Origin of the sequence: Nocardia asteroides, from assembly GCF_021183625.1 — a bacterium.
GTDB lineage: Bacteria > Actinomycetota > Actinomycetes > Mycobacteriales > Mycobacteriaceae > Nocardia > Nocardia asteroides_A.
On record NZ_CP089214.1, the window covers coordinates 4,408,332 to 4,431,247 of the forward strand.

At 71.6% G+C, this 22,916-nt stretch carries 23 protein-coding genes and 1 tRNA gene; 16 read left to right on the forward strand and 8 right to left on the reverse strand.

Annotation, left to right across the window (positions count from 1 at the left end):
• Nucleotides 1–57: 57 nt before the first annotated feature.
• The 8 genes from LTT61_RS20985 to LTT61_RS21020 all read left to right on the forward strand — a co-directional run bounded on the left by LTT61_RS20985 (nt 58) and on the right by LTT61_RS21020 (nt 8,720).
• A complete protein-coding gene (locus LTT61_RS20985) occupies nt 58–1,188 on the forward strand; it encodes an MCE family protein (RefSeq protein WP_233021122.1) in 1,131 nt (376 codons plus the stop codon).
• Nucleotides 1,185–2,216 (forward strand): MCE family protein, encoded by a 1,032-nt coding sequence (locus LTT61_RS20990; protein WP_269821774.1) that lies wholly within the window; start codon nt 1,185–1,187, stop codon nt 2,214–2,216. Before LTT61_RS20985 ends, LTT61_RS20990 begins: the two co-directional genes overlap by 4 nt.
• A complete protein-coding gene (locus LTT61_RS20995; RefSeq protein WP_233015777.1) occupies nt 2,213–3,301 on the forward strand; it encodes an MCE family protein in 1,089 nt (362 codons plus the stop codon). Before LTT61_RS20990 ends, LTT61_RS20995 begins: the two co-directional genes overlap by 4 nt.
• A complete protein-coding gene (locus tag LTT61_RS21000; RefSeq protein ID WP_233015778.1) occupies nt 3,298–4,572 on the forward strand; it encodes an MCE family protein in 1,275 nt (424 codons plus the stop codon). Before LTT61_RS20995 ends, LTT61_RS21000 begins: the two co-directional genes overlap by 4 nt.
• Nucleotides 4,569–5,807, forward strand: coding sequence for an MCE family protein (locus LTT61_RS21005; protein WP_233015779.1), 1,239 nt, complete (start codon nt 4,569–4,571; stop codon nt 5,805–5,807). Before LTT61_RS21000 ends, LTT61_RS21005 begins: the two co-directional genes overlap by 4 nt.
• Nucleotides 5,804–7,228, forward strand: a complete 1,425-nt coding sequence (locus LTT61_RS21010) for an MCE family protein (RefSeq protein WP_233015780.1) — start codon at nt 5,804–5,806, stop codon at nt 7,226–7,228. Before LTT61_RS21005 ends, LTT61_RS21010 begins: the two co-directional genes overlap by 4 nt.
• Nucleotides 7,225–8,166, forward strand: coding sequence for a hypothetical protein (locus tag LTT61_RS21015; protein ID WP_233015781.1), 942 nt, complete (start codon nt 7,225–7,227; stop codon nt 8,164–8,166). Before LTT61_RS21010 ends, LTT61_RS21015 begins: the two co-directional genes overlap by 4 nt.
• A gap of 71 nt (nt 8,167–8,237) precedes the next feature.
• Nucleotides 8,238–8,720 carry a h domain protein gene (locus LTT61_RS21020; protein WP_233015782.1) on the forward strand — a complete coding sequence of 161 codons (483 nt, stop codon included), beginning with the start codon at nt 8,238–8,240 and terminating at the stop codon, nt 8,718–8,720.
• Here LTT61_RS21020 and LTT61_RS21025 read toward each other — a convergent pair.
• From LTT61_RS21025 to LTT61_RS21040, 4 genes are all read right to left on the reverse strand, one after another.
• Nucleotides 8,707–10,161 (reverse strand): sensor histidine kinase, encoded by a 1,455-nt coding sequence (locus LTT61_RS21025; RefSeq protein WP_233015783.1) that lies wholly within the window; start codon nt 10,159–10,161, stop codon nt 8,707–8,709. The two genes, LTT61_RS21020 and LTT61_RS21025, sit on opposite strands and share 14 nt — an antisense overlap.
• Nucleotides 10,158–10,880 (reverse strand): response regulator transcription factor, encoded by a 723-nt coding sequence (locus tag LTT61_RS21030; protein WP_233015784.1) that lies wholly within the window; start codon nt 10,878–10,880, stop codon nt 10,158–10,160. Before LTT61_RS21030 ends, LTT61_RS21025 begins: the two co-directional genes overlap by 4 nt.
• A 66-nt stretch (nt 10,881–10,946) precedes the next feature.
• On the reverse strand, nt 10,947–12,533 hold the full coding sequence (locus LTT61_RS21035; protein ID WP_233021124.1) for an alpha,alpha-trehalose-phosphate synthase (UDP-forming): 1,587 nt from the start codon (nt 12,531–12,533) through the stop codon (nt 10,947–10,949).
• A 121-nt stretch (nt 12,534–12,654) separates the two neighbouring features.
• Entirely contained in the window at nt 12,655–12,825 is a 171-nt protein-coding gene (locus tag LTT61_RS21040) for a hypothetical protein (protein ID WP_233015785.1), read from the reverse strand.
• 218 nt (nt 12,826–13,043) lie between these two features.
• Between LTT61_RS21040 and LTT61_RS21045 the strand changes: the two genes are divergently transcribed.
• The 3 genes from LTT61_RS21045 to LTT61_RS21055 all read left to right on the forward strand — a co-directional run bounded on the left by LTT61_RS21045 (nt 13,044) and on the right by LTT61_RS21055 (nt 14,408).
• The gene (locus tag LTT61_RS21045; protein ID WP_233015786.1) at nt 13,044–13,877 is read left to right on the forward strand and encodes an alpha/beta fold hydrolase; all 834 of its coding nucleotides are present in this window, start codon (nt 13,044–13,046) and stop codon (nt 13,875–13,877) included.
• A 115-nt stretch (nt 13,878–13,992) separates the two neighbouring features.
• A complete protein-coding gene (locus LTT61_RS21050; RefSeq protein WP_233015787.1) occupies nt 13,993–14,235 on the forward strand; it encodes an MbtH family protein in 243 nt (80 codons plus the stop codon).
• A 101-nt stretch (nt 14,236–14,336) separates the two neighbouring features.
• Nucleotides 14,337–14,408, forward strand: a tRNA-Thr gene (locus tag LTT61_RS21055).
• 234 nt (nt 14,409–14,642) lie between these two features.
• Here the strand turns inward: LTT61_RS21055 and LTT61_RS21060 are convergent.
• A complete protein-coding gene (locus tag LTT61_RS21060) occupies nt 14,643–15,242 on the reverse strand; it encodes a TetR/AcrR family transcriptional regulator (RefSeq protein ID WP_233015788.1) in 600 nt (199 codons plus the stop codon).
• Nucleotides 15,243–15,339: 97 nt separating this feature from the next.
• On the opposite strand from LTT61_RS21060, the gene LTT61_RS21065 reads away from it, so the two are divergent.
• The 4 genes from LTT61_RS21065 to LTT61_RS21080 are packed head-to-tail and all read left to right on the forward strand — an operon-like array spanning nt 15,340 to nt 19,550.
• Nucleotides 15,340–16,200, forward strand: a complete 861-nt coding sequence (locus LTT61_RS21065) for a metal-dependent hydrolase (protein ID WP_233015789.1) — start codon at nt 15,340–15,342, stop codon at nt 16,198–16,200.
• Between the two features lie 35 nt (nt 16,201–16,235).
• Nucleotides 16,236–17,222, forward strand: coding sequence for a PDR/VanB family oxidoreductase (locus LTT61_RS21070; RefSeq protein WP_233021125.1), 987 nt, complete (start codon nt 16,236–16,238; stop codon nt 17,220–17,222).
• Between the two features lie 10 nt (nt 17,223–17,232).
• Nucleotides 17,233–18,684 (forward strand): flavin-containing monooxygenase, encoded by a 1,452-nt coding sequence (locus LTT61_RS21075; protein WP_233015790.1) that lies wholly within the window; start codon nt 17,233–17,235, stop codon nt 18,682–18,684.
• Nucleotides 18,681–19,550, forward strand: coding sequence for a short-chain dehydrogenase/reductase (locus LTT61_RS21080; RefSeq protein ID WP_233015791.1), 870 nt, complete (start codon nt 18,681–18,683; stop codon nt 19,548–19,550). Before LTT61_RS21075 ends, LTT61_RS21080 begins: the two co-directional genes overlap by 4 nt.
• Here LTT61_RS21080 and LTT61_RS21085 read toward each other — a convergent pair whose 3' ends face one another.
• The gene (locus tag LTT61_RS21085) at nt 19,551–19,976 is read right to left on the reverse strand and encodes an HIT family protein (protein WP_233015792.1); all 426 of its coding nucleotides are present in this window, start codon (nt 19,974–19,976) and stop codon (nt 19,551–19,553) included.
• A 13-nt stretch (nt 19,977–19,989) separates the two neighbouring features.
• Nucleotides 19,990–20,367: a PH domain-containing protein gene (locus LTT61_RS21090; RefSeq protein WP_233015793.1), complete on the reverse strand. Its 378-nt coding sequence runs from the start codon at nt 20,365–20,367 to the stop codon at nt 19,990–19,992.
• A gap of 94 nt (nt 20,368–20,461) precedes the next feature.
• On the opposite strand from LTT61_RS21090, the gene purD reads away from it, so the two are divergent.
• Complete coding sequence (purD, locus tag LTT61_RS21095; protein WP_233015794.1) at nt 20,462–21,736, forward strand: phosphoribosylamine--glycine ligase; 1,275 nt, start codon at nt 20,462–20,464, stop codon at nt 21,734–21,736.
• Here the strand turns inward: purD and LTT61_RS21100 are convergent.
• Nucleotides 21,723–22,874: a M23 family metallopeptidase gene (locus LTT61_RS21100; RefSeq protein WP_332909194.1), complete on the reverse strand. Its 1,152-nt coding sequence runs from the start codon at nt 22,872–22,874 to the stop codon at nt 21,723–21,725. The genes purD and LTT61_RS21100 overlap by 14 nt on opposite strands.
• Between the last annotated feature and the right edge of the window lie 42 nt (nt 22,875–22,916).

The window sequence follows — 22,916 nt, forward strand, 5'->3', positions numbered from 1 at the left end:
CCGGGCCGGGGCACCCGGTTCCTGGACCGGTTCGGGCTCAAGCTCGCCGGGCTGGCGATGGTGCTCCTGCTGGTGGCGGTCGCCGCGGTGGCGCTGACCATGTTCGTCGGCGGGTTCACGCCGGTCGCGGCGGTCACGGTGGAGGCGCCGCGCAGCGGCCTCGTGCTCGACCCGGACGCCAAGGTGCGGGTGCGCGGGGTGGAGATCGGCCGGGTCACCGGGGTGGACACCACCGGGGACGATGCCAGGATCTCACTGGCGCTCGACCCGGACCAGCTGCACCTGGTGCCGTCGAACGCCCGCGTCGACATCCGCTCGACCACTGTCTTCGGCGCCAAGTACATCAACTTCGTGATCCCGGACGACCCGTCGAGCACCCCGCTGAAGTCGGGCGCGACGGTCGCCGCGGAGTCGGTGACGGTCGAGTTCGACACCATCTTCCAGCACCTCTCCCAGGTGCTGAACGAGCTGGAGCCGGAGAAGCTGAACGCCACGCTGGCCGCGCTCGGCTCGGCGCTCGACGGCCGCGGCCAGAAGCTCGGCGAGCTGCTGAGCACCAGCGACGCCTACCTGCGCGAGCTGAACCCGTACCTGCCGGCGCTGCAGCGCGACCTCGACACCACCGCCCAGGTCACGAACATCTACGCCGACGCCGCCCCCGACCTGCTCCGCACGGTCGACAACCTGACCGTCACCGGCGGCACCCTCGTCCAGGAGCAGCGCAACTTCGACGGCCTGCTGCTGAACGTGATCGGCATGGCCGACACCACCGGCGCGGTGCTGCGCGAGAACGAGACCCAGGTGATCACCGCACTGGAGCTGCTCACCCCGACCACCGCGCTGCTGAACCAGTACTCACCCGCGCTGTACTGCCTGGTCAACGGCTTGGCCACCGCGCTGCCGCTGGGCGAGGCGGTCTTCGGCGGCGGCCAGGAGGGAGTCGCGCTGAACACCAACTTCATGTACGGCGCCGAGCCGTACACCTACCCGAGGGACCTGCCGAAGGTGAACGCCACCGGCGGCCCGAGCTGCCGGGGCATCTCCGACCGCTACCCGGGCATGCACTCGGACTACACCGTCACCGACACCAGCGAGGGCGCGCCCTACACCCCGAACACCAAGATCACCCTCGGCCCCAAGGTGTTCGAGATCCTCTTCGCCGGCATGCCGGGGGTGGGGCAGCCGTGAAACGCAGCAACGCCACCGGCATCAAACTGGCGATCTTCACCGTGGTGATGACGCTGATCTTCGCCGGGCTGGTCGTGGTCTTCAGCCAGATGCGGTTCTCCCGCGAGGAGGGCTACCACGCCGTCTTCACCAGCTCGTCGGGCATGCTGCCGGGGGCGAAGGTGCGGATCGCGGGCGTCCCGGTCGGCTCGGTGACCGCGGTGGAGGTCGGCGACGATCACCGCGCGCACGTCGAGTTCGACGTCGACCGCCGGTTCCCGCTCTTCACCAGCACCAGGGCGGCGATCCGGTACGAGAACCTGGTCGGCGACCGCTACCTGGAGCTGCTGGAGGGGCCGGGCTCGGCCGAGCAGCTGCGCTCCGGCGGCAGCATCCCGCTGGAGCGCACCGCGCCCGCGCTCGACCTGGACATGCTGCTCGGCGGCTTCAAGCCGCTGCTCCGCGGGCTGGACCCGGGCCAGGTGAACGACCTGACCAACGCGCTGCTGCAGATCTTCCAGGGCCAGGGCGGCACCCTGGTCTCGCTGCTGAACAGCGGCGGCTCCTTCTCCCGCACGCTGGCCGACCGGGACGCCCTGATCGGCAGCGTGATCACCAACCTGAACACCGTGCTCGCCACCATCGACGAGCGCGGCGACCAGTTCGAGACCACCATCGCCGAGTTGCAGCGCCTGGTCAGCGGGCTGGCCGAGGACCGCGATCCGATCGGGGCCGCGCTGCCCCGGATCGCGGGCGCCACCGGCGACCTCACCGACCTGCTCGCCCAGGCCCGCCCCGACCTGCGCGCCACCATCGCGCAGACCGACCGGCTCGCCACCAACCTGAACGCGGGCGAGGCCGACGTGCAGTGGGTGCTCGACAAGCTCCCGGAGACCTACCGCAAGCTCATCCGGATCGGCTCCTACGGCTCGTTCCTGCAGCTCTACGTCTGCGAGACGAACATCGTCATGGACGGCCCGAACGGGCAGCCGATCCAGATCAACCTGCCCGGTCCGCAAACGACTGGAAGGTGCGCTGACACAGAATGAGCGAACAGCGTTCCCCCACAGTGACAAACGGTCGTTCCACGACGATGACGATCGGCATCGTCGGCCTTGTGCTCGCGGTCGCGATCGCCCTCTCGGCGCTGCAGTTCGACCGGCTGCCCTTCATCCGCTCCGGCGCCACCTACACCGCCTTCTTCGGTGACGCGGGCGGGCTGGTCCCCGGCGACGCGGTGCAGGTGGCCGGGGTGCGCTCGGGCCGGGTCGAGGACGTCCGGCTGGACGGAGCCAAGGTGCTCGTCACCTTCAGCCTGAACGAGTCGATCGTGCTCGGCGAGAAGACCGGCGCGGCGATCAAGACCAACACCGTGCTCGGCCGCAAATCGCTCGAGGTCTCGCCGGACGGGCCGGGCGCGCTGCGCAGCACCGACACCATCCCGCTGGAGCGCACCAACTCGCCGTACTCGCTGAACGAGGCGCTCGGCGACCTGGCGGGCACCGTGCAGGGGCTCGACATGCAGCGGGTGGACGAGACGCTGGACGCGCTCTCGGTGAGCTTCGCCGACACCCCGGCCCCGCTGCGCTCCGCGCTGGACGGCGTGACCGCGCTCTCCCGCAGCATCAACACCCGCGACCAGGCGCTCACCGACCTGCTCGGCAGGGCGCAGCGGGTCACCGAGATCCTGGCCGAGCGCGGCACCCAGATCAACGCGCTGCTGCTCGACGGCAACGAGCTGCTCGGCGAGCTGGACCGCAGGCGCACCGCGATCAGCCAGCTCATCGTCTACGTGAACGGCCTGGCGCAGCAGCTGCGCGGCGTGATCGCGGACAACGAGGCCCAGCTGAACCCGGCGCTGCAGAAGCTGGACCAGGTGCTCGACCTGCTGACCAGGAACCGGGAGAACATCTCGCTGGCGCTGGACCGGCTCGGCCCGTTCTCCGCGGCGCTCGGCGAGCAGGTCGGCAGCGGCCCCTACTTCCAGGCGTACGTGGTGAACGCGACCAGCACCGGGCTGCAGATCCTGGTCGACTCGCTGGTCTGGCCGCAGCACCTGCCCGACTCGCTGCGCCAGTACCTCGCCGATCCACCGCCCTCGATCGGGCCAGCCGCTCAGGAGCCGCCGCGATGACCGTGCGGAACACCGTCAGCAACATCCCGCGCCGGACGCTCGCCATCGGGGCCGCGGTGCTGGTCGTCGCGCTGATCGCGGTGGCCGGGTACTTCGGCCTGCGCAATATCGGCACCACGACCGTGACCGCCGAGTTCCAATCCACCGCGGGGCTGTACGAGGGCGACGACATCCGGATCCTCGGGGTCAAGGTGGGGCGGATCGACGAGATCGAGCCCGGCGACGACAAGGTCGCGGTGACGATGACGCTGAACCGCGGCGTCGACGTCCCCGCCGAGGCCCGCGCCGTCCTGATCGCCCCCTCGCTGGTCTCGGCGCGCTTCATCCAGCTCGCCCCGGCCTACACCGGCGGCGCGAAGCTGGCCGACGGCGCCACCATCGGGCTGGAGCGCACCGCGGTCCCGGTCGAGTGGGACGACATCAAGACCGAGCTCTCCAAGCTGGCCACGACGCTCGGCCCGGTCGGCGACGACGAGCAGGGCTCCTTCGGCCGCTTCGTGAACGTCGCCGCGGACAACCTGGACGGCAACGGCGACCGCTTCCGGGACACGCTGCGCGAGCTCTCGGCCACCCTGAGCACGCTCTCCGACGGCCGCACCGACCTCTTCGGCACCATTCGCAACCTGCAGAAGTTCGTCGAGGTGCTGAGCGCGAGCAACGAGCAGATCGTGCAGTTCGGCGGCAGGCTGGCCTCGGTCTCCTCGGTGCTGGCCGGGGTCTCGGCCGAGCTCGGCGCCGGGCTGGACAACCTGGATCTGGCCATCGTGGACGTCAGGCGCTTCCTGGACGACAGCGGCACCCAGCTCACCGACAGCGTGCAGAAGCTGGCCCAGGCCACCCAGATCCTCGCCGACAAGCGGCCGGAGCTGGAGCAGGCGCTGCACTCGGGCCCGACCGCGCTGGTGAACTTCTACCAGCTCTACAAGCCGGCCCAGGGCACGCTGACCGGGGCCATCGCGCTGGCCAACCCGGGCAACCCGATGAGCTTCCTCTGCGGCTCGGTGCGCGCCCTGGAGAAGAATCAGTCCGACCGCAGCGCGGACCTCTGCAACGAGTTCCTCGCCCCGGTGATCCAGTCGCTCGGCATGAACTACCTGCCGATCATGACCAACCCGGCGACCGGCGTCACCGCCTTCCCCGACCAGCTCGTCTACAGCCCGCCGAGCCTGGCCGCCGCGGGCCCGCGGGATCAGGGTCCCGCCCCCGCGCAGGCGCCGATCTCGGTGCCGCAGGGGCTGGCCGGGCTCGCCATTCCGGGAGGTGGGCGATGAACCGCCGAGGTCTGACCGTGCTCGCCACGGCCGCCGCGATCGTGCTCGGCACCACCGGCTGCGAGTGGGACGGGCTGAACTCGATCCCCATGCCCGGCGCCAAGGGCACCGACGCCGGGGCCTACCAGGTGCGCATCCAGATGCCGAACGTCACCACGCTGACCCGTAATTCGCCGGTCCGGGTGAACGACGTCGCGGTCGGGACGGTCGCCGACATCACGGTCGAGGGCTGGCACGCGCTGGTCACCGTCTCGCTGGAGCAGGACGTGCGGTTGCCCGCCAACGCCACCGCCGCGATCGGCCAGACCAGCCTGCTCGGCAGCAACCACGTCGAGCTGGCGTCGCCGAAGGACGTCGCGCCCGAGGGCGAGCTGCGCGACGGCGACACCATCCCGCTGGCGCGGGCCTCGGTGTACCCGACCACCGAGCAGGTGCTCTCCTCGCTCTCGGTGGTGCTGAACGGCGGCGGCATCTCCCAGCTGGAGAACATCACCCGCGAGCTGAACACCGCGCTGACCGGCCGCGAGAGCGATGTCCGCGACCTGATCGTGCAGCTCAACGACCTCACCATCGGCTTGAACGGGCAGACTCGGAGCATCATCGACGCGATGGGCGGGCTGGACCGGCTCGGCGGAGAGCTGGTGGCGCAGCGCGACGTGCTCGCCGCCGCCATCACCGACATCCACCCGGCGCTCACCGTGCTGGCCGACCGGCGGGCCGAGATCACCAGGGCGCTCACCGCGCTCGGCGAGCTCAGCGACGTCACCGAGCGGATCATCGACGCCAGCGGCGACGACCTGAAGGCCAACCTCGCCGCGCTGCACCCGGTGCTGCAGACGCTGGCCGACACCGGGCACAACCTCACCGAGTCGCTGAAGATCATCGCGACCTTCCCGTTCCCGATGAAGAACCTGGACCGGGCGATCAAGGGCGACTACCTGAACCTCTTCATGACCCTCGACCTGACCGCGGCCAGGCTGGACTCCAACTGGCTCACCGGAACCCCGCTCGGTGGCCGCTTCGGCGGGATCGAGGGCGTGCTCGGCACCATCGCGCCGGAGACCGCCAGCCAGCCCGGCAACCCCGCGCTCGGCCCGCTCGCCACGCCCGACCAGGCGCCCGGCCCGGCCCCGACCATTCCCGGGCTGCCGCCGATCCCGGGGCTGCCCGCCATTCCCGGCCTGACCGTGCCGCTGCCCGGAGCACCGGCCGCACCCGGAGGTGCCGGGCAATGACGCTCACCCGCTTCGTCCGCATCCAGCTGGTCATCTTCGCGATCCTGACCGCGGTCGGGCTGATCATCATGGGCGGCACCTACGTCGGCGTGCCCGCCATGCTCGGCATCGGCCGCTACCAGGTCACGGTGCAGCTCGCCGCCACCGGCGGGCTCTACCCGAACGCCAACGTCGCCTACCGCGGCACCAATGTCGGCAAGGTCGAGGAGGTGAAGCTGACGCCCGGCGGGGTGGACGCGATCATCTCCATCGACAGCGACCACAAGGTGCCCTCCGACGTCGACGCCTGGGTGCGCAGCGTCTCGGCCATCGGCGAGCAGTACGTCGACCTGATCCCGGCCGAGAACCGCGGCGACGACGGCGATCTGCGCGACGGCGACGTCATCCCGGTGAACCGCACCAAGCTGCCGCAGGACGTCGGGTCGCTGCTCGACCAGACCGACCGGCTGCTCTCCAGCGTCGCCGACACCAGGCTGCGCCAGGTGATCGACGAGTCGTTCCGCGCCTTCAACGGCGCCGGCCCCGACCTGCAGCGCTTCATCGACTCGGCCGCGCTGCTGGTGCAGGAGGCGCAGAGCAGCGTCGAGCCGACCAAGCAGCTGCTCGACCAGATCGGGCCGCTGCTCGACACCCAGGTGCAGTCGGACGCGAACATCCGGAGCTGGACCGCCGACCTCGCCACCGTCACCGACCAGCTGCGCGCGCACGACCCCGCGCTGCGCAATATCCTCACCGAGGGTCCCGGCGCGATGCAGCAGGTCACCGAGCTGTTCCAGACGCTGCGACCGACGCTGCCGCTGCTGCTCGCCAACCTGGTGAGCGTCGGGCAGGTCGGCACCATCTACCACGCCGGGCTGGAGCAGATCCTGGTTGTCTACCCGCCGCTGGTGGCCGCGCTGCTCACCGCGGTGCGCGGGCCGCTGGAGTACGGCGCGATGGTCGACTTCATGCTGACCGTCAACGACCCGCCGCCCTGCACCACCGGCTTCCTCCCGCCCGAAGAGCGCCGCGACCCCACCCTGCTCGACATCCCGGACACCCCGCCCGGGCTCTACTGCAAGGTGCCGCAGGACGCGGCCGAGGCGGTGCGCGGCATCCGCAACACGCCCTGCCAGGAGTACCCGGGCAGGCGCGCCCCCACCCCCGAGCTCTGCCGCACCGGCGCCTACACCCCGCTCGGCAACAACCCGCCCTTCGGGCCGCCGCAGCCGGTCGAGCCCGCCGCCTACACCGGCGGCTCCGACGGCACCGGCGGCTCTGACGGCACCGCCGTCACCCCCGCCTCGGCCCGCGCCTACGACCCCGGCTCCGGGGTGTACATGGGCCCCGACGGCCGCTCGTATCGGCAAGGCGACGTGGCCGACGGATCGGGCACGGTACCGTCGAGCTGGCAGGCGATGCTCGAGGAGCAGCAACGATGAGCGAGATCAACGACGACAAGCCGCGTGCGCGCCGCCGGGCGCTGCGCTCGGCCGGGCCGCCGCCCGCCGAGGGCGGTGCCACACCCGAGGGGACGGTCTCCGGCGTCGGTGACGGCGGCTCCTCCCCGGCGGTGACCGCCGGGCGGAGCGCGTCCACTGCCTCGGTGCCCACCTCCGGCTCCGACGTGGCGTCGACGAAGGCCGAGCCTGCGACATCCGAGGCCGCGGCTCCGAAGGCAGAGCCCTCGGCTGCCGAAAGCGTGCCCGTGGCTGGGGCTGAGACCGCGCCTTCCGCTGCGGACGATACCGCGCCGACGAAGGCCGACACCGTGGCCGCGAAGGCGGAGCCGGCTTCGGATCCCGCGCTCTCGGAGGCGGAGCCCGCAGCGGCGAAGGTCGCGCTCGACAAGGACACCGACGAGACCCCCGCGCCGGAGACGGCCACTCCGGCCCGCTCCTGGAAGCGCCTCGCGCTGACCGCCGCCGCGGCGATCGCCGCCATCGCGATCGTGGTGAGCGCGGTCCTCTCGACCCTCGCGGTCCGCGATAACGACGCCAGGGACGAGCGCCGCAACGAGTACCTGCAGACCGCCCGCCAGACCGTGCTGAACCTGACCACAATCCGCGCCGACTCCGCCAGGGAGGACATCGACCGGATCCTCTCGGTCGCCTCCGGCGACTTCAAGACCGAGTTCGACGGCCGCGTCGACCCCTTCACCGACATCGTGCAGCAGGCCAAGGTCGTCTCCACCGGTGAGATCGTCGAAGCCGCCCTCGAGCGCGACGACGAGAACTCCGCCCAGGTCCTCGTCGCCGCCAAGCAGACCCTGACCAACGCGGGCCAGGCCGAGCCCCAGACCCGCTACTACCGCTTCCGCGTCACCATCGCCCGCGGCGACGAGGGCCTCACCGCGTCGAAAGTGGAGTTCGTGGCATGAGCGAGTCAGGCCCGGAGACGGAAGCGGAGCGTGGCCGCGTGGGGGCCTCGCTCGGGCCGAAGGGATACAGCATGAGCCGAACCAAAATTCTCGCCGGTGCGGCCGCCGTTCTCCTCCTCGCCGCCGCCGTCCTGGCCGGCGTCAACGGCTACCGCCTCTGGGACGACAACCGCACCGAGCAGGCCCGCGCCGACGCCGCGACAACCGCGAGCCGCACCGTCTCCGCCATGTTCAGCTACGACTTCAACTCCGTCGACACCGAACTCCCCAAGGCCGCCGACAACCTGGCCCCCGACTTCCGCGCCGACTACCTGACCCTGATCCAGGACGCCATCGCCCCCGGCGCCAAGGAGAAGCAGCTCAGCGTGCAGGCCGACGCCCAGGCCGCGGGCATCGTCTCCGCGGACGCGAGCCACGCAGTGGTCATGCTCTTCCTGAACCAGATCACCACCAGCAGGGACAGCCCCGAGGGCACCACCAGCGGCAGCCGGGTCAAGGTCGAGCTGGACCGCGACGGCGACCGCTGGCTGGTCGCCGCCGTCACCCCGGTGTGAGGTCGCGGGGCAGCCGCACCGTGAAGGTGGTGCCCTGCCCCGGCGCGCTCACCGCCCGCACCGTACCGCCGTGCGCGGTCACCAGCGCGCGCACGATCGACAGCCCGAGCCCGGTCCCGCCGCTGGCCCTGGTCCGCGAGGTGTCGGTGCGGTAGAAGCGCTCGAAGATCCGCTCCGCCTCGTCCTGTGGCAACCCGGGCCCGGTATCGGCCACCTCCAGCAGCACCTCGTCCGCCGCGGGCGTGAGCCGCACGGTGACGGCCGTGCCCGGCGGGGTGTGCACGACGGCGTTGCTCAGCAGATTGCTCAGCACCTGCCGTAGCCGGGTGTCGTCGCCGAGCACCTCGAGCGTGCCGGTGCCCGGCCGCACCTCCAGCTCGACGGTGTGCGGCTCGGCGTCCTTGGCTCCGAGCATCCGCGCACTGTGCACGGCATCGCTGGCCAGCGTGAGCAGGTCGACCGGCGCCCGGTCCAGCGGCCGGTCGGCGTCCATCCTCGCCAGCATGAGCAGGTCCTCGACCAGCAGCCCCATCCGCTGCGCTTCGCGCTCGATCCGGTCCATGAAGAGCGCGGGGTCGCTGGTCGCGCCCTGCCGGAACAGCTCGGCGAAGCCGCGGATGGTGGTGAGCGGGGTGCGCAGCTCGTGGCTGGCGTCCGCGACGAAGCGGCGCATCCGCTCCTCGGAGTGCCGCGCGGCCTCCTCGGACGCCGTGCGCGCCTCGAAGGCGCGCTGGATCTGCGCCAGCATGCCGTTCAGCGAGCGGGAGAGCCTGCCGACCTCCGTCTTGGTGTTCTGCTGCGGGACCCGCCGGTGCAGATCGCCCGCGGCGATGGCGGCGGCCGTGCGTTCGACGTCGAGCAGCGGCCGCAGGCTCCGGTTGATCACGAAGTACGCCGCGACGGCGAGCGCGACCAGCACCAGCACCCCGACCACGACCAGCAGCATGACCAGCTGGTCGACGGTGTCCCGGTTCTGGGTGAGCGGCGCCGCCACCGTGGTGGTGCCGTCCCTGGTGCGCAGGCTGAGCACCCGCCACCGCACGTCGGCGTTGTCGGTGGAGCCGACGGTCACCGGCCGCCCGATCGGCGGCTCCGGCAGCGCGGGGGTGGCGTCGATGTTGAACGGCCGCAGCACCAGCCGGGCGGGGTCGTCCGGCCGCTCCACCTCGACGAAGAACGGGCTCGGCGGCTGCCTGCCGTCGGCGGGCAGCGGCCCGACCAGCCGGTCCGGCCTGGCCCAGGAGAGCGCGGCCTCGCGCAGCTGCTGGTCGGTGCGGTTCAGCAGCGAACGCTCCAGCGCGGAGGTGACCAGCATGCCGGAGGCGACCAGCCCGGCGGCGCAGAGCAGCACCAGCGCCAGCACCAGCCCCACGCGCAGCGGAATCGCCGACAGCCGGGCGCCGAGCGCGCCCCTTGCCCTCGCTACCCCGACCCGGCTCACCGCCCCGACCGCGCGCGCTGCGGCTCGCGCATCACGTACCCGACCCCGCGCAGCGTGTGGATCAGCCGCTGACCGCCGGTGTCGACCTTCTTGCGCAGGTACGACACATAGGTCTCGACCACCCCCACCTCACCGCCGAAGTCGTAGCGCCACACGTGATCCAGGATCCGCGGCTTGGAGAGCACCGTGCCCGCGTTGACCATGAAGTAGCGCAGCAGCGTGAACTCGGTGGGCGAGAGCGCCACCGGTTCCCCTGCCTTCCACACCTCGTGCGTGTCGTCGTCCAGCTCGATATCGGCGAAGCGCAGCCGCGACCTCTCCTTCGGCGGCTCGCCGTGGCCGGCCCGGCGCAGCACGACGCGCAGCCGGGCCACCACCTCCTCCAGCGAGAACGGTTTGGTGATGTAGTCGTCGGCGCCGAGCGTGAGCCCCGCGACCTTGTCCTGCACCTCGTCGCGCGCGGTCAGGAAGAGCACCGGCGCGTCGATGCCGTCGGCGCGGAGCCTGCGGAGCAGTCCGAAACCGTCCATGCCCGGCATCATGACGTCGACGATCAGCGCCTGCGGACGGAAGCCGCGCGCGCGATCCAGCGCCTGCGCGCCGTCCGCCGCCGTGGCCACCTCGAAGCCCTGGAACCGCAGGCTCACCGCCAGCAACTCCACGATCATGGGCTCGTCGTCGACGACGAGCACCCTGGCCTCGGGCGGTACAGCTGTCATGGAGCCCATCGTCGGTCACCGGCCTCCGAAGTCGCTGGACCTTTCCTGTGAAGTCGCTGTGCGCGGTCAGTCGTCGGTGTCGCGATCGACCTCGTCGTCGTCCTCGTCGCCGACGGTCATCAGCGCGCTGCCCGCCACCTGGTCCTGCGCGAGCGCCTCCAGGAAGGCCCTGGCCCAGCGGTCGACGTCGTGCGCGAGCACCTGCCTGCGCAGCGCCCGCATGCGGCGGCGCCTGGTATCCCGGTCGTCGTCCACCGCGGCGACGATGGCGTCCTTGACGCTATCCAGGTCGTGCGGGTTGCACAGGTACGACTGGCGCAGCTCGGCCGCCGCACCGGTGAACTCGCTGAGCACCAGCGCGCCGTTCAGCCCGCTGTGGCAGGCCACGTACTCCTTGGCCACCAGGTTCATGCCGTCGCGCAGCGGCGTCACCAGCATGACGTCGGCCGCGACGAAGAAGGCGACCAGCTCCTCGCGCGGGATGGGCCGGTGCAGGTAGTGCACCACCGGGTAGCCGACCCGGGCGAACTCGCCGTTGATCCGGCCCACCTGGCGCTCGATGTCGCCGCGCATCTGGATGTAGCTGTCGACCCGCTCCCGGCTCGGCGTGGCGAGCTGCACCATGACCGTGTGCGTCGGGTCGATCCGGCCGTCGACCAGCAGCTCCTCCAGCGCGTTCAGCCGGATATCGATGCCCTTGGTGTAATCCAGCCGGTCGACGCCGAGCAGGATGGTCTTCGGGCTGCCGAGTTCGGCCCGGATCTTGGCGGCCCGCTCGCGCACCGACCGGCGCCGGGAGAGCTCGTCCAGCTCGGCGGAGTTGATCGAGATCGGGAAGGCGCCGACCCGCACCGTGCGGAACCCGACCTGCACGACGCCCAGCTTCGAGCGCACGCCGACGGTGCCGCGCGATGTAGGCTGCCCGGCCAGTCTGCGGGCCAGGTAGAGGAAGTTCTGCGCGCCGCCGGGGAGGTGGAAGCCGATCAGGTCGGCGCCGAGCAGCCCCTCCACGATCTCGGTGCGCCACGGCATCTGCATGAACAGCTCGACCGGCGGGAACGGGATGTGCAGGAAGAAGCCGATGGTCAGGTCCGGCCGCAGCATCCGCAACATCTTCGGCACCAGCTGGAGCTGGTAGTCCTGCACCCAGACGGTCGCGTTCTCCGCCGCCACCTTGGCCGTCGCCTCGGCGAAGCGCCGGTTGACCTCGACGTACGCGGCCCACCAGGCCCGGTCGTAGACCGGGCGCACGATGACGTCGTGGTAGAGCGGCCACAGCGTGGCGTTGGAGAAGCCCTCGTAGTAATCGGCGACCTCGTCCGCGGTGAGCGGCACCGGGTGCAGCTCGAGACCGTCCTCGATGATCGGGTCGAGGTCGACGTCCGGGATGCCCGCCCAGCCGACCCACGCCCCCCTGTTGCTGCGCAGCACCGGCTCCAACGCGGTGACCAGGCCACCCGGGCTGCGCTTCCAGCGGCGGGTGCCGTCCGGCAGCTTCTCCAGGTCGACCGGCAGCCGGTTGGCGACGACGACGAAGCCGGAGCCGCTGCCCGCGACGGGTGCGTAGTCGGCGGCGGTGCCGCCGCGGCCGATCGGTTCGGGCCCTGCGTCGGGCGAGACGGTGTCGGAGTCGTCGGACTGGTGGTCGTTCATGTGATCCACTCACGCATCCTTTGCGCTTCGAGGCCGCTGACGAGCGTCTGCCGCAGTGTGCTGTTGTGTGTGTCGGTCCGGCCGGTCGACGGCGCCCTCGGCGTCGACTGCCCCGGTCTGCCTACTCGGCGCGGGTGCCCGTGCCGATGCCGAGCATCGCCAGCAGCATCCGGCACTCGTCGGCGTCCGTGGCGTACGCCGCGACCACCCGCTGTGCCTGACGTGCGGTCTCGTCGGCCAACGGCTCGAGATCGTCGTCCGCGATGTCGTTCGCGCTGCTCTTCGCGGCCATCTGTCAGTCCTCCCGGCTAATACGCTGGTCACTGCGAATAGTCAATGATATCCGGCGCCGGGGAGCGGGTGCCCCGCGCCCGCGCTCCGAATGCCACGTGGGGCGGCATTCATGCACAGCCCCCGAGTTGTGCACAGCCCGCACCGGTGCGGTGCACACCGCCACCCCGCTCCCTATACCGTGGACCACGAACCACCTCCACGAAAGGACCGACCACGATGCCGCTGGCCACGGTGAACGGAATCTCGCTCAACTACCAGGTCAAGGGCGACCGCACCAGGGGCACCGATGTCAAGGGCGCGGGCCCGCTGGTCGTGCTGATCATGGGCACCGGCAGCCCCGGCCGGGTCTGGGAGCTGCACCAGGTGCCCGCCCTCGTCGCCGCCGGCTACCGCGTCTGCACCTTCGACAACCGCGGCATCGCCCCGTCCTCCGAGTCCGCCACCGGCATCGCCATCGAGCAGCTGGTCGCCGACACCGCCGGGCTGATCGAGCTGCTCGACGAGGGCCCGGCCCTCGTCGTGGGCACCTCCATGGGCGCGCGGGTGGCCCAGGAGCTGGCGCTGGCCCGCCCCGAGCTGGTGCGCAAGGCCGTGTTCATGGCCGGGCACGGCCGCCTCGACCAGTTCCAGAAGACGCTCTCGGCCGGTGAGCACGAGCTCGACGCGAGCGGCGTCCGGCTACCTGCCAAATACGAGGCCGCGCTCACCGCCGTCATGAACCTCTCGCCCGCCACCATGGCCGATCGCAACGCCGCCCGCGACTGGCTCGACCTCTTCGAGTTCACCGGAGGCCCGGTCACGCCCGGCATCCGGGCACAGCGCAAGATGGACCACGATTTCGATCGGGTGCAGGCATACCGGGGCATCACCGTGCCGTGCCTCTCGGTCGGTTTCGCCGACGATCGGATGATCCCGCCCTACCTGTCCCGCGAGGTCGCCGACGTCATCCCGAACGCGCGCTACCAGGAGGTTCCGGACGCCGGGCACTACGGCTACCTGGAGCGGCCCGAAGCGGTGAACAAGATCCTGCTGGATTTCTTCGCCGCCTGAGGTAACGGCCCAGCCGTAACACCCGGCTTGCTAGGGTCGAAACAACGCTCGGGCTCATCGTGGTCGTGCCCGAGCCCGATCCCCGACCAACGCGCCAGTATCTCAGTGAGGTGAAATGAGCACCAACCCCTTCGATGACGAAGACGGCCGCTTCTTCGTTCTGGTCAACGACGAGGAACAGCACTCCCTGTGGCCGGCCTTCGCGGAGGTCCCGGCCGGATGGCGAGTGGTTTTCGGCGAGGACAGCCGCACCGCGTGCGTCGAGTACGTGGAGAAGAACTGGACCGACATGCGGCCCAAGAGCCTGCGTGACGCGATGGCCGCCGACGACGCGGCCCGCCAGGGCGCCCAGTCCTGACCCTCGTTCCGATACTGCGCCGGGACGATCGACCCCCCACCGGGTGACACGAAACCCTCGTGCCACCCGGTGCGGTGCCGTATATGCTGGCACCGCCTTCCGCCTCCTTAGCTCAGTGGTAGAGCACTCGCCTTGTAAGCGAAAGGTCGTCAGTTCAATCCTGACAGGAGGCTCTTCAGCTCGATCCGCGAGGACGGATCACAGCTTCGCCGCCGCAGGAACGGACGAGCAGTGCCGAAACCATCAGGCGTCGAACTGCTCGAACGTCACCTCGTAACCGTCGGGATCGAGATTTCGCGGAAGCCGAGGCGCAGGTAGAGGGCTGCGGAGCGGTGGAGGTCGTGGACTCGGAGGCCGATCTTCAGCTGTTTGGCACCCATCACCGGAGTGAGTCTGGCAGAGAAATCTCAGCCGGTGATGATCGGGACCAGATAGCGGCGGGCGAACTCGTCGAGTTCCGCTTCCGTCGACAGATCGCGACTTCCGTGCGGGGCGAGGATCAGCGAATGCACGATGCGGCAGACGATTTCGGCGCGGGTGACGGGGTCGTCGGGGGAGGCGAGCAGGCCGCGGTCGGTGGCGCGCTGGAGGGCGGCGGCGGTGGCGGCGATGGACATGGCGAAGGTGGTGGCGCCCTCGGTGGTCAATTTCAGGACTACGCGCTCGGGCTCCAGCGACAACATGCGCTGGGCGAGCGGATTGCTGCGCCAGCGGCCGATGACGGTGACGAAGATGTCGACGACCAGGTCGTCGATCGTGTCGTGGCGCTCGGCGATGTCGGCGATCTCCGCAAGCACCGTGCCGACCTCGCGGCTGACGACGGCCTGGACGAGGTCGTCGCGGGAGCCGATGCGGCGGTAGACGGTGACCCGGTCGACGCCGGCTTCCCTGGCGACGTCCTCGATCGTCGTCTTCTTCACGCCGACGGCCTGGAAGCGGGTGAGCGCGGCATCCAGGATCCGCGTTTCGACGGTGTCGGAGACGGCGTTCTCGAGGGAGGCGGACACCCCTCGACGCTAGCAGAACCGGATGGTAGTGCAACATTCTGCGTTGAATTGTTGCCGCAACATTGAAATGTACTTTGTTGCACTGTACGGTCGGCTCATGGCTGAAACAGAGGCGCACGCGATCGAGGCCCGCGATGTGCGGTTCGACTTCGATTCGGTTCCGCTGCACTACATCCCGGGTGAGGTCCTGGCCACCCACATCGTGAACGTCATGCACCTGGTGCTCCCGGAGGGGGAGCGGGCGATGGCGCAGGCGCTCAGCGAGGCGCTCCCGTACATCCGCGATCCGCGGCTGCGCGAGGAGGTGCAGGGGTTCGTGGGTCAGGAGACCACGCACGCCAACTCCCACGAGGCGGCGCGCAGGCACCTGCAGTCGCTCGGGCTGGATGTGGAGTCCTTCGTCGGCAGGATCGGCTGGCTCGTCGACCGGCTGCTCGGCGACCACGGGCTGGACGGGCGGGCGAAGGAGGAGTGGCTCAGGGAGCGGCTCGGGCTCTTCGCCGGGATGGAGCACTACACCGCGGTGATCGGGGAGTGGCTGCTGAACGCGGACGTGCTCGCCGAGAAGAACATGCACCCGGCCATGCTCGACCTGGTGCGCTGGCACGGCGCCGAGGAGGTCGAGCACCGGAGCGTGGTCTACGACGCCTACATGTACCTGGACGGCGGCTACGCGCGGAAGGCGCGCACGGCGGTGCTGGCCGGCGCGACGCTGCTGCCGCTCTTCATCATCTCGACGGCGTACCTGTACCGGAAGGATCCGTCGCCGGACAAGGGCCGGTTCTGGGGGTCGCAGTTCGTCGGCGCGACGCTGCGCGGGGTGGTGCCGAGCTGGACCGTCTTCTTCTCCGAGCTGCCGCGCTACCTGCGCCCCGGCTTCCACCCCTCGCAGCTGGGGCCGATGGACAAGGCGCTGCGCTACCTGGCGCACTCACCCGCGGCCAGGGCGCACTCGTGACAGCCCCGGGTGCGCTGCGGCTGCTCGCTACCGCGATGGACCTCTACAAGCAGGTGTTCGTCGCGGGTGCCGCGGCGCCGCTGCTCTCCAGCCCGCAGCCGGTGCGGAACAGCGGCTTCGACCGGGACGTGGTGGTCGAGGCGGTGGAGCGGGTCGCGCTCGACGTCGTTGCGCTGACGCTGCGCGCCCCGGACGGCGGCGTGCTTCCGGTCTGGCGGCCCGGTGCGCACCTGGAGCTGTTCCTGCCCTCGGGCAGGCAGCGCCGCTACTCGCTCTGCGGCAACCCGCGCGACCGTTTCCGCTACCGGATCGCGGTGCGGCTCATCCCGGACGGCGACGGCGGCTCGCGCGAGGTGCACGAGACGCTGCGCTCCGGCTCGGCACTGCGGATTCGCGGGCCGCGCAATGCCTTCGGGTTCGTCGAGGCGCCGTCGTATCTGTTCATCGCGGGCGGTATCGGGATCACGCCGATCCTGCCGATGGTGCGGGCGGCCGGTGGCCGGGGGCGGCTGGTCTACCTGGGCAGCAGCCGAAATCGGATGCCGTTTCTGAATGAACTGCCCGGCGCCGAGGTGCGCCCGGACGACGAATTCGGCCCGCCGGACGTGGCCGAACTACTTGGCAAGGCCGAGCCCGGCGCGGCGGTATATGTCTGCGGCCCACCCGGCATGCTCGCCGCCGCGCAACGACTGGCCTTCGACAGCAACCCCACCGGGTCGCTGCACGTGGAGCGGTTCGCGCCGGCGCCGGTCGATGGCGGCCGGGAATTCGACCTCACGCTGGCGCGCACCGGCCGCACGGTCCGGGTCGGCGCCACCGAGACCGCGCTGGCGGCGATCCAGCGGGTCGACCCGCGGGTGCCGTACTCGTGCAGGCAGGGCTTCTGCGGCAGCTGCGAGACCAGGGTGCTCGCCGGAGCGGTCGAGCACCGCGACCGGGTGCCTGCCGCGCTGGCCAGGCCCGACCGAATCCGCCCGTGCGTCTCCCGCGCGGCGGGCGACGCCCTCGTACTCGACTGCTGAGAGGAAACCGATGGAACACAACCACGTGCTGATCGTCGGTGCGGGCTTCGGCGGCATCGGGCTGGCGATCAAACTGCGCGAGGCGGGCTTCGACGACCTCGCGGTGCTGGAGCGCGCCGCCGAGCTCGGCGGCACCTGGCAGGCCAACACCTACCCGGGCGCCGCCTGCGACGTGCCCTCGCACCTGTACAGCTACTCGTTCGCGCCGAACCCGGACTGGTCGCGCACCTACGGCAGGCAGCCCGAGATCCTGGCCTACCTGCGCCGGGTCGCCGAGCGGCACGATGTGCTGCGGCACATCGAGTTCCGCACCGAGCTCACCGACGCGCGCTGGGACGAGGAGGCCGCGCTCTGGCGGGTCGAGACCTCGCGCGGGCAGCGCACCGCCGACTTCCTGATCTCGGCGGCCGGCGTCTTCGCCGAGGCCAAGTACCCGAACCTGCCCGGGCTGGAGACCTTCGAGGGCACCGCCTTCCACTCGCTGCACTGGGATCACGACCACGACCTCACCGGTGAGCGGGTCGCGGTGATCGGCACCGGCGCCTCCGCGGTGCAGTTCGTGCCGGAGATCCAGCCGCGGGTGGCGAAGCTGACGGTGTTCCAGCGCTCGGCGCCGTGGATCGTGCCCCGGATGGACCGCGCGACGCTCGGCGCGGAGCGGCTGCTGCTGCGCCGGGTGCCGCTGCTGCGCCGGGCGATCCGCGCGGGCTGGTACACCGCGATCGAGGGGTTCGGGCTGGTCTCGCTGGTGGACAAGCGGTTCCGGCACCTCTACGAGGCGCTCGGCCGGTTCCAGCTGCGCAGGCAGATCGCCGACCCGGAGCTGCGCGCCCTGGTCACCCCGGATTACATGATCGGCTGCAAGCGCGCCATCTTCTCCGACGCCTACTTCCCGGCGCTCGCCGCGCCGAACGTCGACGTGGTGACCACCGGCATCGCCGAGGTGCGGGCGCGCTCGATCGTGCTGCGGGACGGCACCGAGCGGCCGGTCGACACCATCGTCTACGGCACCGGCTTCACCCCGACCCCCAGCGTCTACGGCAGGTACATCGGCCGGGACGGGCGCAGCATCGCCGAGCTCTACCTGGACGAGCCGCAGAGCTACCTCGGCATCGCGGTGGCCGGGTTCCCGAACTTCTTCAGCACGCTCGGCCCGTTCGGGGCGGCGGGCAACCAGTCCGCCATCTTCATGATCGAGTCGCAGATCGGCTACATCGTCGACGCGCTGCGCACCGCGCGGCGGGCGGGCGCGCGGCGGGTGGAGCTGCGGCCCGAGGTGCAGACCGCGTTCCTGGCGGAGATGCGCCGCCGCAGCGCCGACACGGTCTGGCTGACCGGCGGCTGCGACAGCTACTACACCACCGCGGACGGCGCCAACTCCGGGCTCTACCCCAACTGGAGCTTCGAATACCGCCGCCGCACCAGCCGTTTCGACATCGACTCCTACGAGGTGAGCGCATGATCCGCGCACTGTTCCGGGTGACGGAGCCCGACTACCGGGTCCGCGGGCAGGTCGTCCTGATCACCGGGGCGGCGCAGGGCATCGGCCGGGAGCTGGCCACGGTGCTGCACCGGCGCGGCGCGGTCGTCGCGCTGGCCGATGTGGACGAGGTGGGCGCGAAGGCGGCGGCCGCGGCGCTCGGCGGCAGGGCCGCCGCCTTCGGCGCCGACGTCACCGACCGGGCGGCCATGGCCGACGTGGTCGAGCGGGTGCTCGAGCGGTTCGGCGGGCTGGACGTTGTGGTCGCGAACGCGGGCATCGTGCCGAAGCCCGCCACGCTGCGCACCATGGACCCCGCCGTCTTCGACGCCGTGCTCGAGGTCAACCTGACCGGCGCGTTCAACACCGTCAAGCCCGCGCTGGAGGCCATCGTGGCGAGCCGGGGGCACGTGGTGGTCGTCTCGTCCTGCGCGGCCTTCGCGCCCGGCATGGCCGGTTCGCCGTACATGATCAGCAAGGCCGCGGTGGAGCAGCTGGGCCGGGCCCTGCGGGTGGAGCTGGCCGCGCACGGCGCCACCGCGGGGGTGGCCTACTTCGGCATCGTCGACACCGCCATGACGCACGAGACGCTGGACAACGACGACCTCGGCCGCCGGGTCGAGGCGCTGCTGCCCTGGCCGCTGAACGTCAGGATCAGCGGCGCCGAGGCGGCGCGGGTGCTCGCGGACGGCATCGAGCGGCGGGCGCCGCGCACCACCGCGCCCGCGGGCTGGGAGCCGTACGCGCTGCTCCGCGGCGTGATCAACGTCGCGCTGGACGCCAGGCTGAGCAGGGACCGCGGGCTGCACGCGCTGCTGCACGCGGTGGAGCAGCGGGTGCGCGGGTAGTCAGTCCGGGACGTTGTCCGAGAAGCCGAGGTCGCGCAGCGCGGCCTTGATCTTCGCCTGCGCCTCGTCGAGCGATTCGGCGCTCGGGTTCGGGTCGGCGCCGGAGATGTCGAAGTTGCCCATGTCGAAGGCCGGGAAGACGTGCACGTGCAGGTGCGGCACCTCCAGCCCGGCGATCAGCAGCCCGGCGCGCGGCGCGTCGAAGGCCGCGCGCACGGCCTTGCCGACGGTCTGCGCGACGCCGCTGATCCGGGCGAAGACGTCGGCGTCGACGTCCTGCCACTGGTCGATCTCCTTGCGCGGCACCACGAGGACGTGGCCCTGGGTGACCGGCGCGATGGTCAGGAACCCGACGAACTCGTCGTCCGCCCAGACGAAGCGCCCTGGCAGGTCACCGGCGATGATCGCGCTGAATACGGAAGCCATGCCCGCAGCGTAGTCAGACGCCGACGAAGTGCGACAGGACGCCCTGCACCTCGTAGATGTCGACCTGCCGGTTGAACTTCTTCTGCAGCGGCTCGGACGCGCCGGAGATCCAGATCACCAGCTCGGCGTCGAGGTCGAAGGTGCCCGCGGTCTCCACCGCGAAGTGTGTGATCGAGCGGTACGGCACGCTGTGGTAGCTCACCTTGCGGCCGGAGAGCCCCTGCTTGTCAACCAGGATCAGCCTGCGGTTGGTGAAGAGCATGGCGTCGCGCACCAGGATGTAGGCCGAGTAGATCTGCTCGCCGTTGCCGAGCAGCCGCCCGTACTCCTGCTGCGCCCGTGCGGGATCCACACTGCCCGCGTTGCCCATGATTCCGTCGATGAAGCCCATCGGATCTCCCCGTCCCGGTCCAGCGGCGGCGCGGTGGCGCCCCCGCTCCACTATGCCTGCGAGCAGGACACCTTCGTCCTCTACTCTGTTGCGCGTGCGCGCACTCGTCATCGGTTCCGGAGCCCGTGAACACGCCCTCGCCCTCGCCCTGCGCAGGGACCCGGCGGTGACGGCGGTCGTCGTCGCGCCCGGCAACGCGGGCATCGCCCAGCACGCCGAGCTGCGGCCGGTCGACCCGTCGTCCGGGGAGGCGGTGGCGGCGCTGGCCCGCGAGATCGACGCCGACCTGGTGGTGATCGGCCCCGAGGTGCCGCTGGTGCTCGGCGTCGCCGACGCGGTGCGGGCCGCCGGGATCGCCTGCTTCGGCCCGTCGGCCTCGGCCGCGCGGATCGAGGGCTCGAAGGCGTTCGCCAAGGACGTCATGGCCGCCGCCGGGGTGCGCACCGCGCACAGCGAGATCGTGGACACCCCCGCCGATCTGGACGCCGCGCTCGACCGCTTCGGCCCCACCTGGGTGGTCAAGGACGACGGGCTGGCCGCGGGCAAGGGCGTCGTGGTGACCCCGGATCGCCTCACCGCCCGCGACCACGGCGCCGAGCTGCTGGAGCAGGGGCACCCGGTGCTGCTGGAGTCGTTCCTGGACGGGCCGGAGGTGTCGCTGTTCTGCCTGGTCGACGGGGAGACGGTGGTACCGCTGCTGCCCGCGCAGGACCACAAGCGGGTCGGCGACGGCGACAGCGGCCCGAACACCGGCGGCATGGGCGCCTACACGCCGCTGCCCTGGCTGCCAGCGGGCGCGGTCGAGGAGATCGTGCGCGACGTGGTCGCGCCGGTCGCTGCCGAGCTGGTGCGCCGGGGCGCGGCCTTCTCCGGGCTGCTCTACGCCGGGCTCGCCATGGGCGCGGCCGGGCCCGCCGTCGTCGAATTCAACTGCCGCTTCGGCGATCCGGAGACCCAGGCGGTGCTCGCGCTGCTGGAGAGCCCGCTCGGCGAGCTGCTGCACGCCACCGCCACCGGGCGGCTCGCGGAGCTGCCCGCGCCGCGCTGGGCCGACGGCGCCGCGGTGACCGTCGTGCTCGCCGCCGAGAACTACCCCGCGCACCCCCGGCTCGGCGACGTCGTCGCCGGGGCGGGCGAGACCGGCCCGGACGAGGCGACCGTGCTGCACGCCGGGACCGCGCTGCGCGACGGTGCGCTGGTCTCGGCCGGTGGCCGGGTGCTGAGCGTGGTCGGCACCGGCGCCGACCTGGCCGCCGCGCGGGAGCAGGCGTACGCGCGGATCGGCTCGATCAAGCTGCCCGGCGGCCACTACCGCACGGATATCGGGCTCGGCGCGGTCGAGAACCGGATCGCGCTCAGTTCAAGCTGAGGCCGCGGAGCGCGAACCAGCGCTGCGGGTCGACGTGCTGGCCGCCCTCGATCACCTCGAAGTGCAGGTGCGGGCCGGTGGAGTCGCCGCGGTTGCCGATCCGGGCGATCTGCATGCCCGCGGGCACCCGCTCGCCGACCGAGACGAAGAAGTCGTACATGTGGCCGTAGACGGAGATGGTGCCGTCGTCGTGCCTGATTCGCACCCAGAGGCCGAAGCCCTGGGCCGGGCCCGCGTCGATCACGGTGCCGTCGGCGACCGCGTAGATCGGTGAGCCGATCGGGCCCGCGATGTCGATGCCCTGGTGCATGGTGCCCCAGCGGGAGCCGAAACCGCTGGTGAAAAGCCCGCGCGCGGGCAGGACGATGCCGCCGGGGCCGGGGATCACCGAGCCGGGGGTGCTGCCGGGGACCGGGGCGACGCCGGTGGTGAGCCAGGGGACCGCTTCGCCAGCGGCGGCCGCGGCGGCCTCGGCGCGGGCGCGCTCCAGGGTGGCGCGGGCGGCGGCGGCGACCACGGCCTGTTCGCGCAGCCGCTCGCCGTTGGCGACGGCGTCGAGGAGGCGGCGGATCGACGGGGTCGAGGTCTGGACCTGCGGGGGGTAGGGGAGCGCGACGCGCTGGGCCTCGCCGGGGGCGAGCGGGCGGTTCACGACGGCGCCGTTGTTCGCGGCGTCGCCGGTCGCCAGGACGGCGATCACCAGCACCCCCGCGATGAGGTAGCGGTGGTCCTTGGCACGGGTGCGCAGTTCGTCGCGGGTGGGGCGGCGCTGCCAGAGTTCGCGGGGGGTCGGCGCCTCGCGCAGGGTCGCGGCGGCGTCGTGCCGCAGGGTCGCCAGGGTGGACCGGCCCGCCCAGGCGTGCGGGTCGCGGTCGCGCAGGCGCGGGGCCGTCGCGCCCGCGGCGAGGTCTGCCGCGAGCACGTTGTCGTGCTCCGCGCCGGAGCCGTCGGGCGCCGTGACCGCCGCCCCGTTCTCCGCCTGACCCCCGGCCCCGTTCTCCGCCGGGCCCCCGGCCCCGTTCTCCGCCGACTCCGGCGCAGACGACTTCCCCCGCCGCCACCGCTTCCGCCGGTCCGGCGGGACGATCACGGTGCCCCCGGCGCGGTCGAGGCGGGGGCGGCGCGCCTCATCGTCCATTGCGCCGACCATATCCCCGGCCGCTCGCGGACGGGTGCTCTA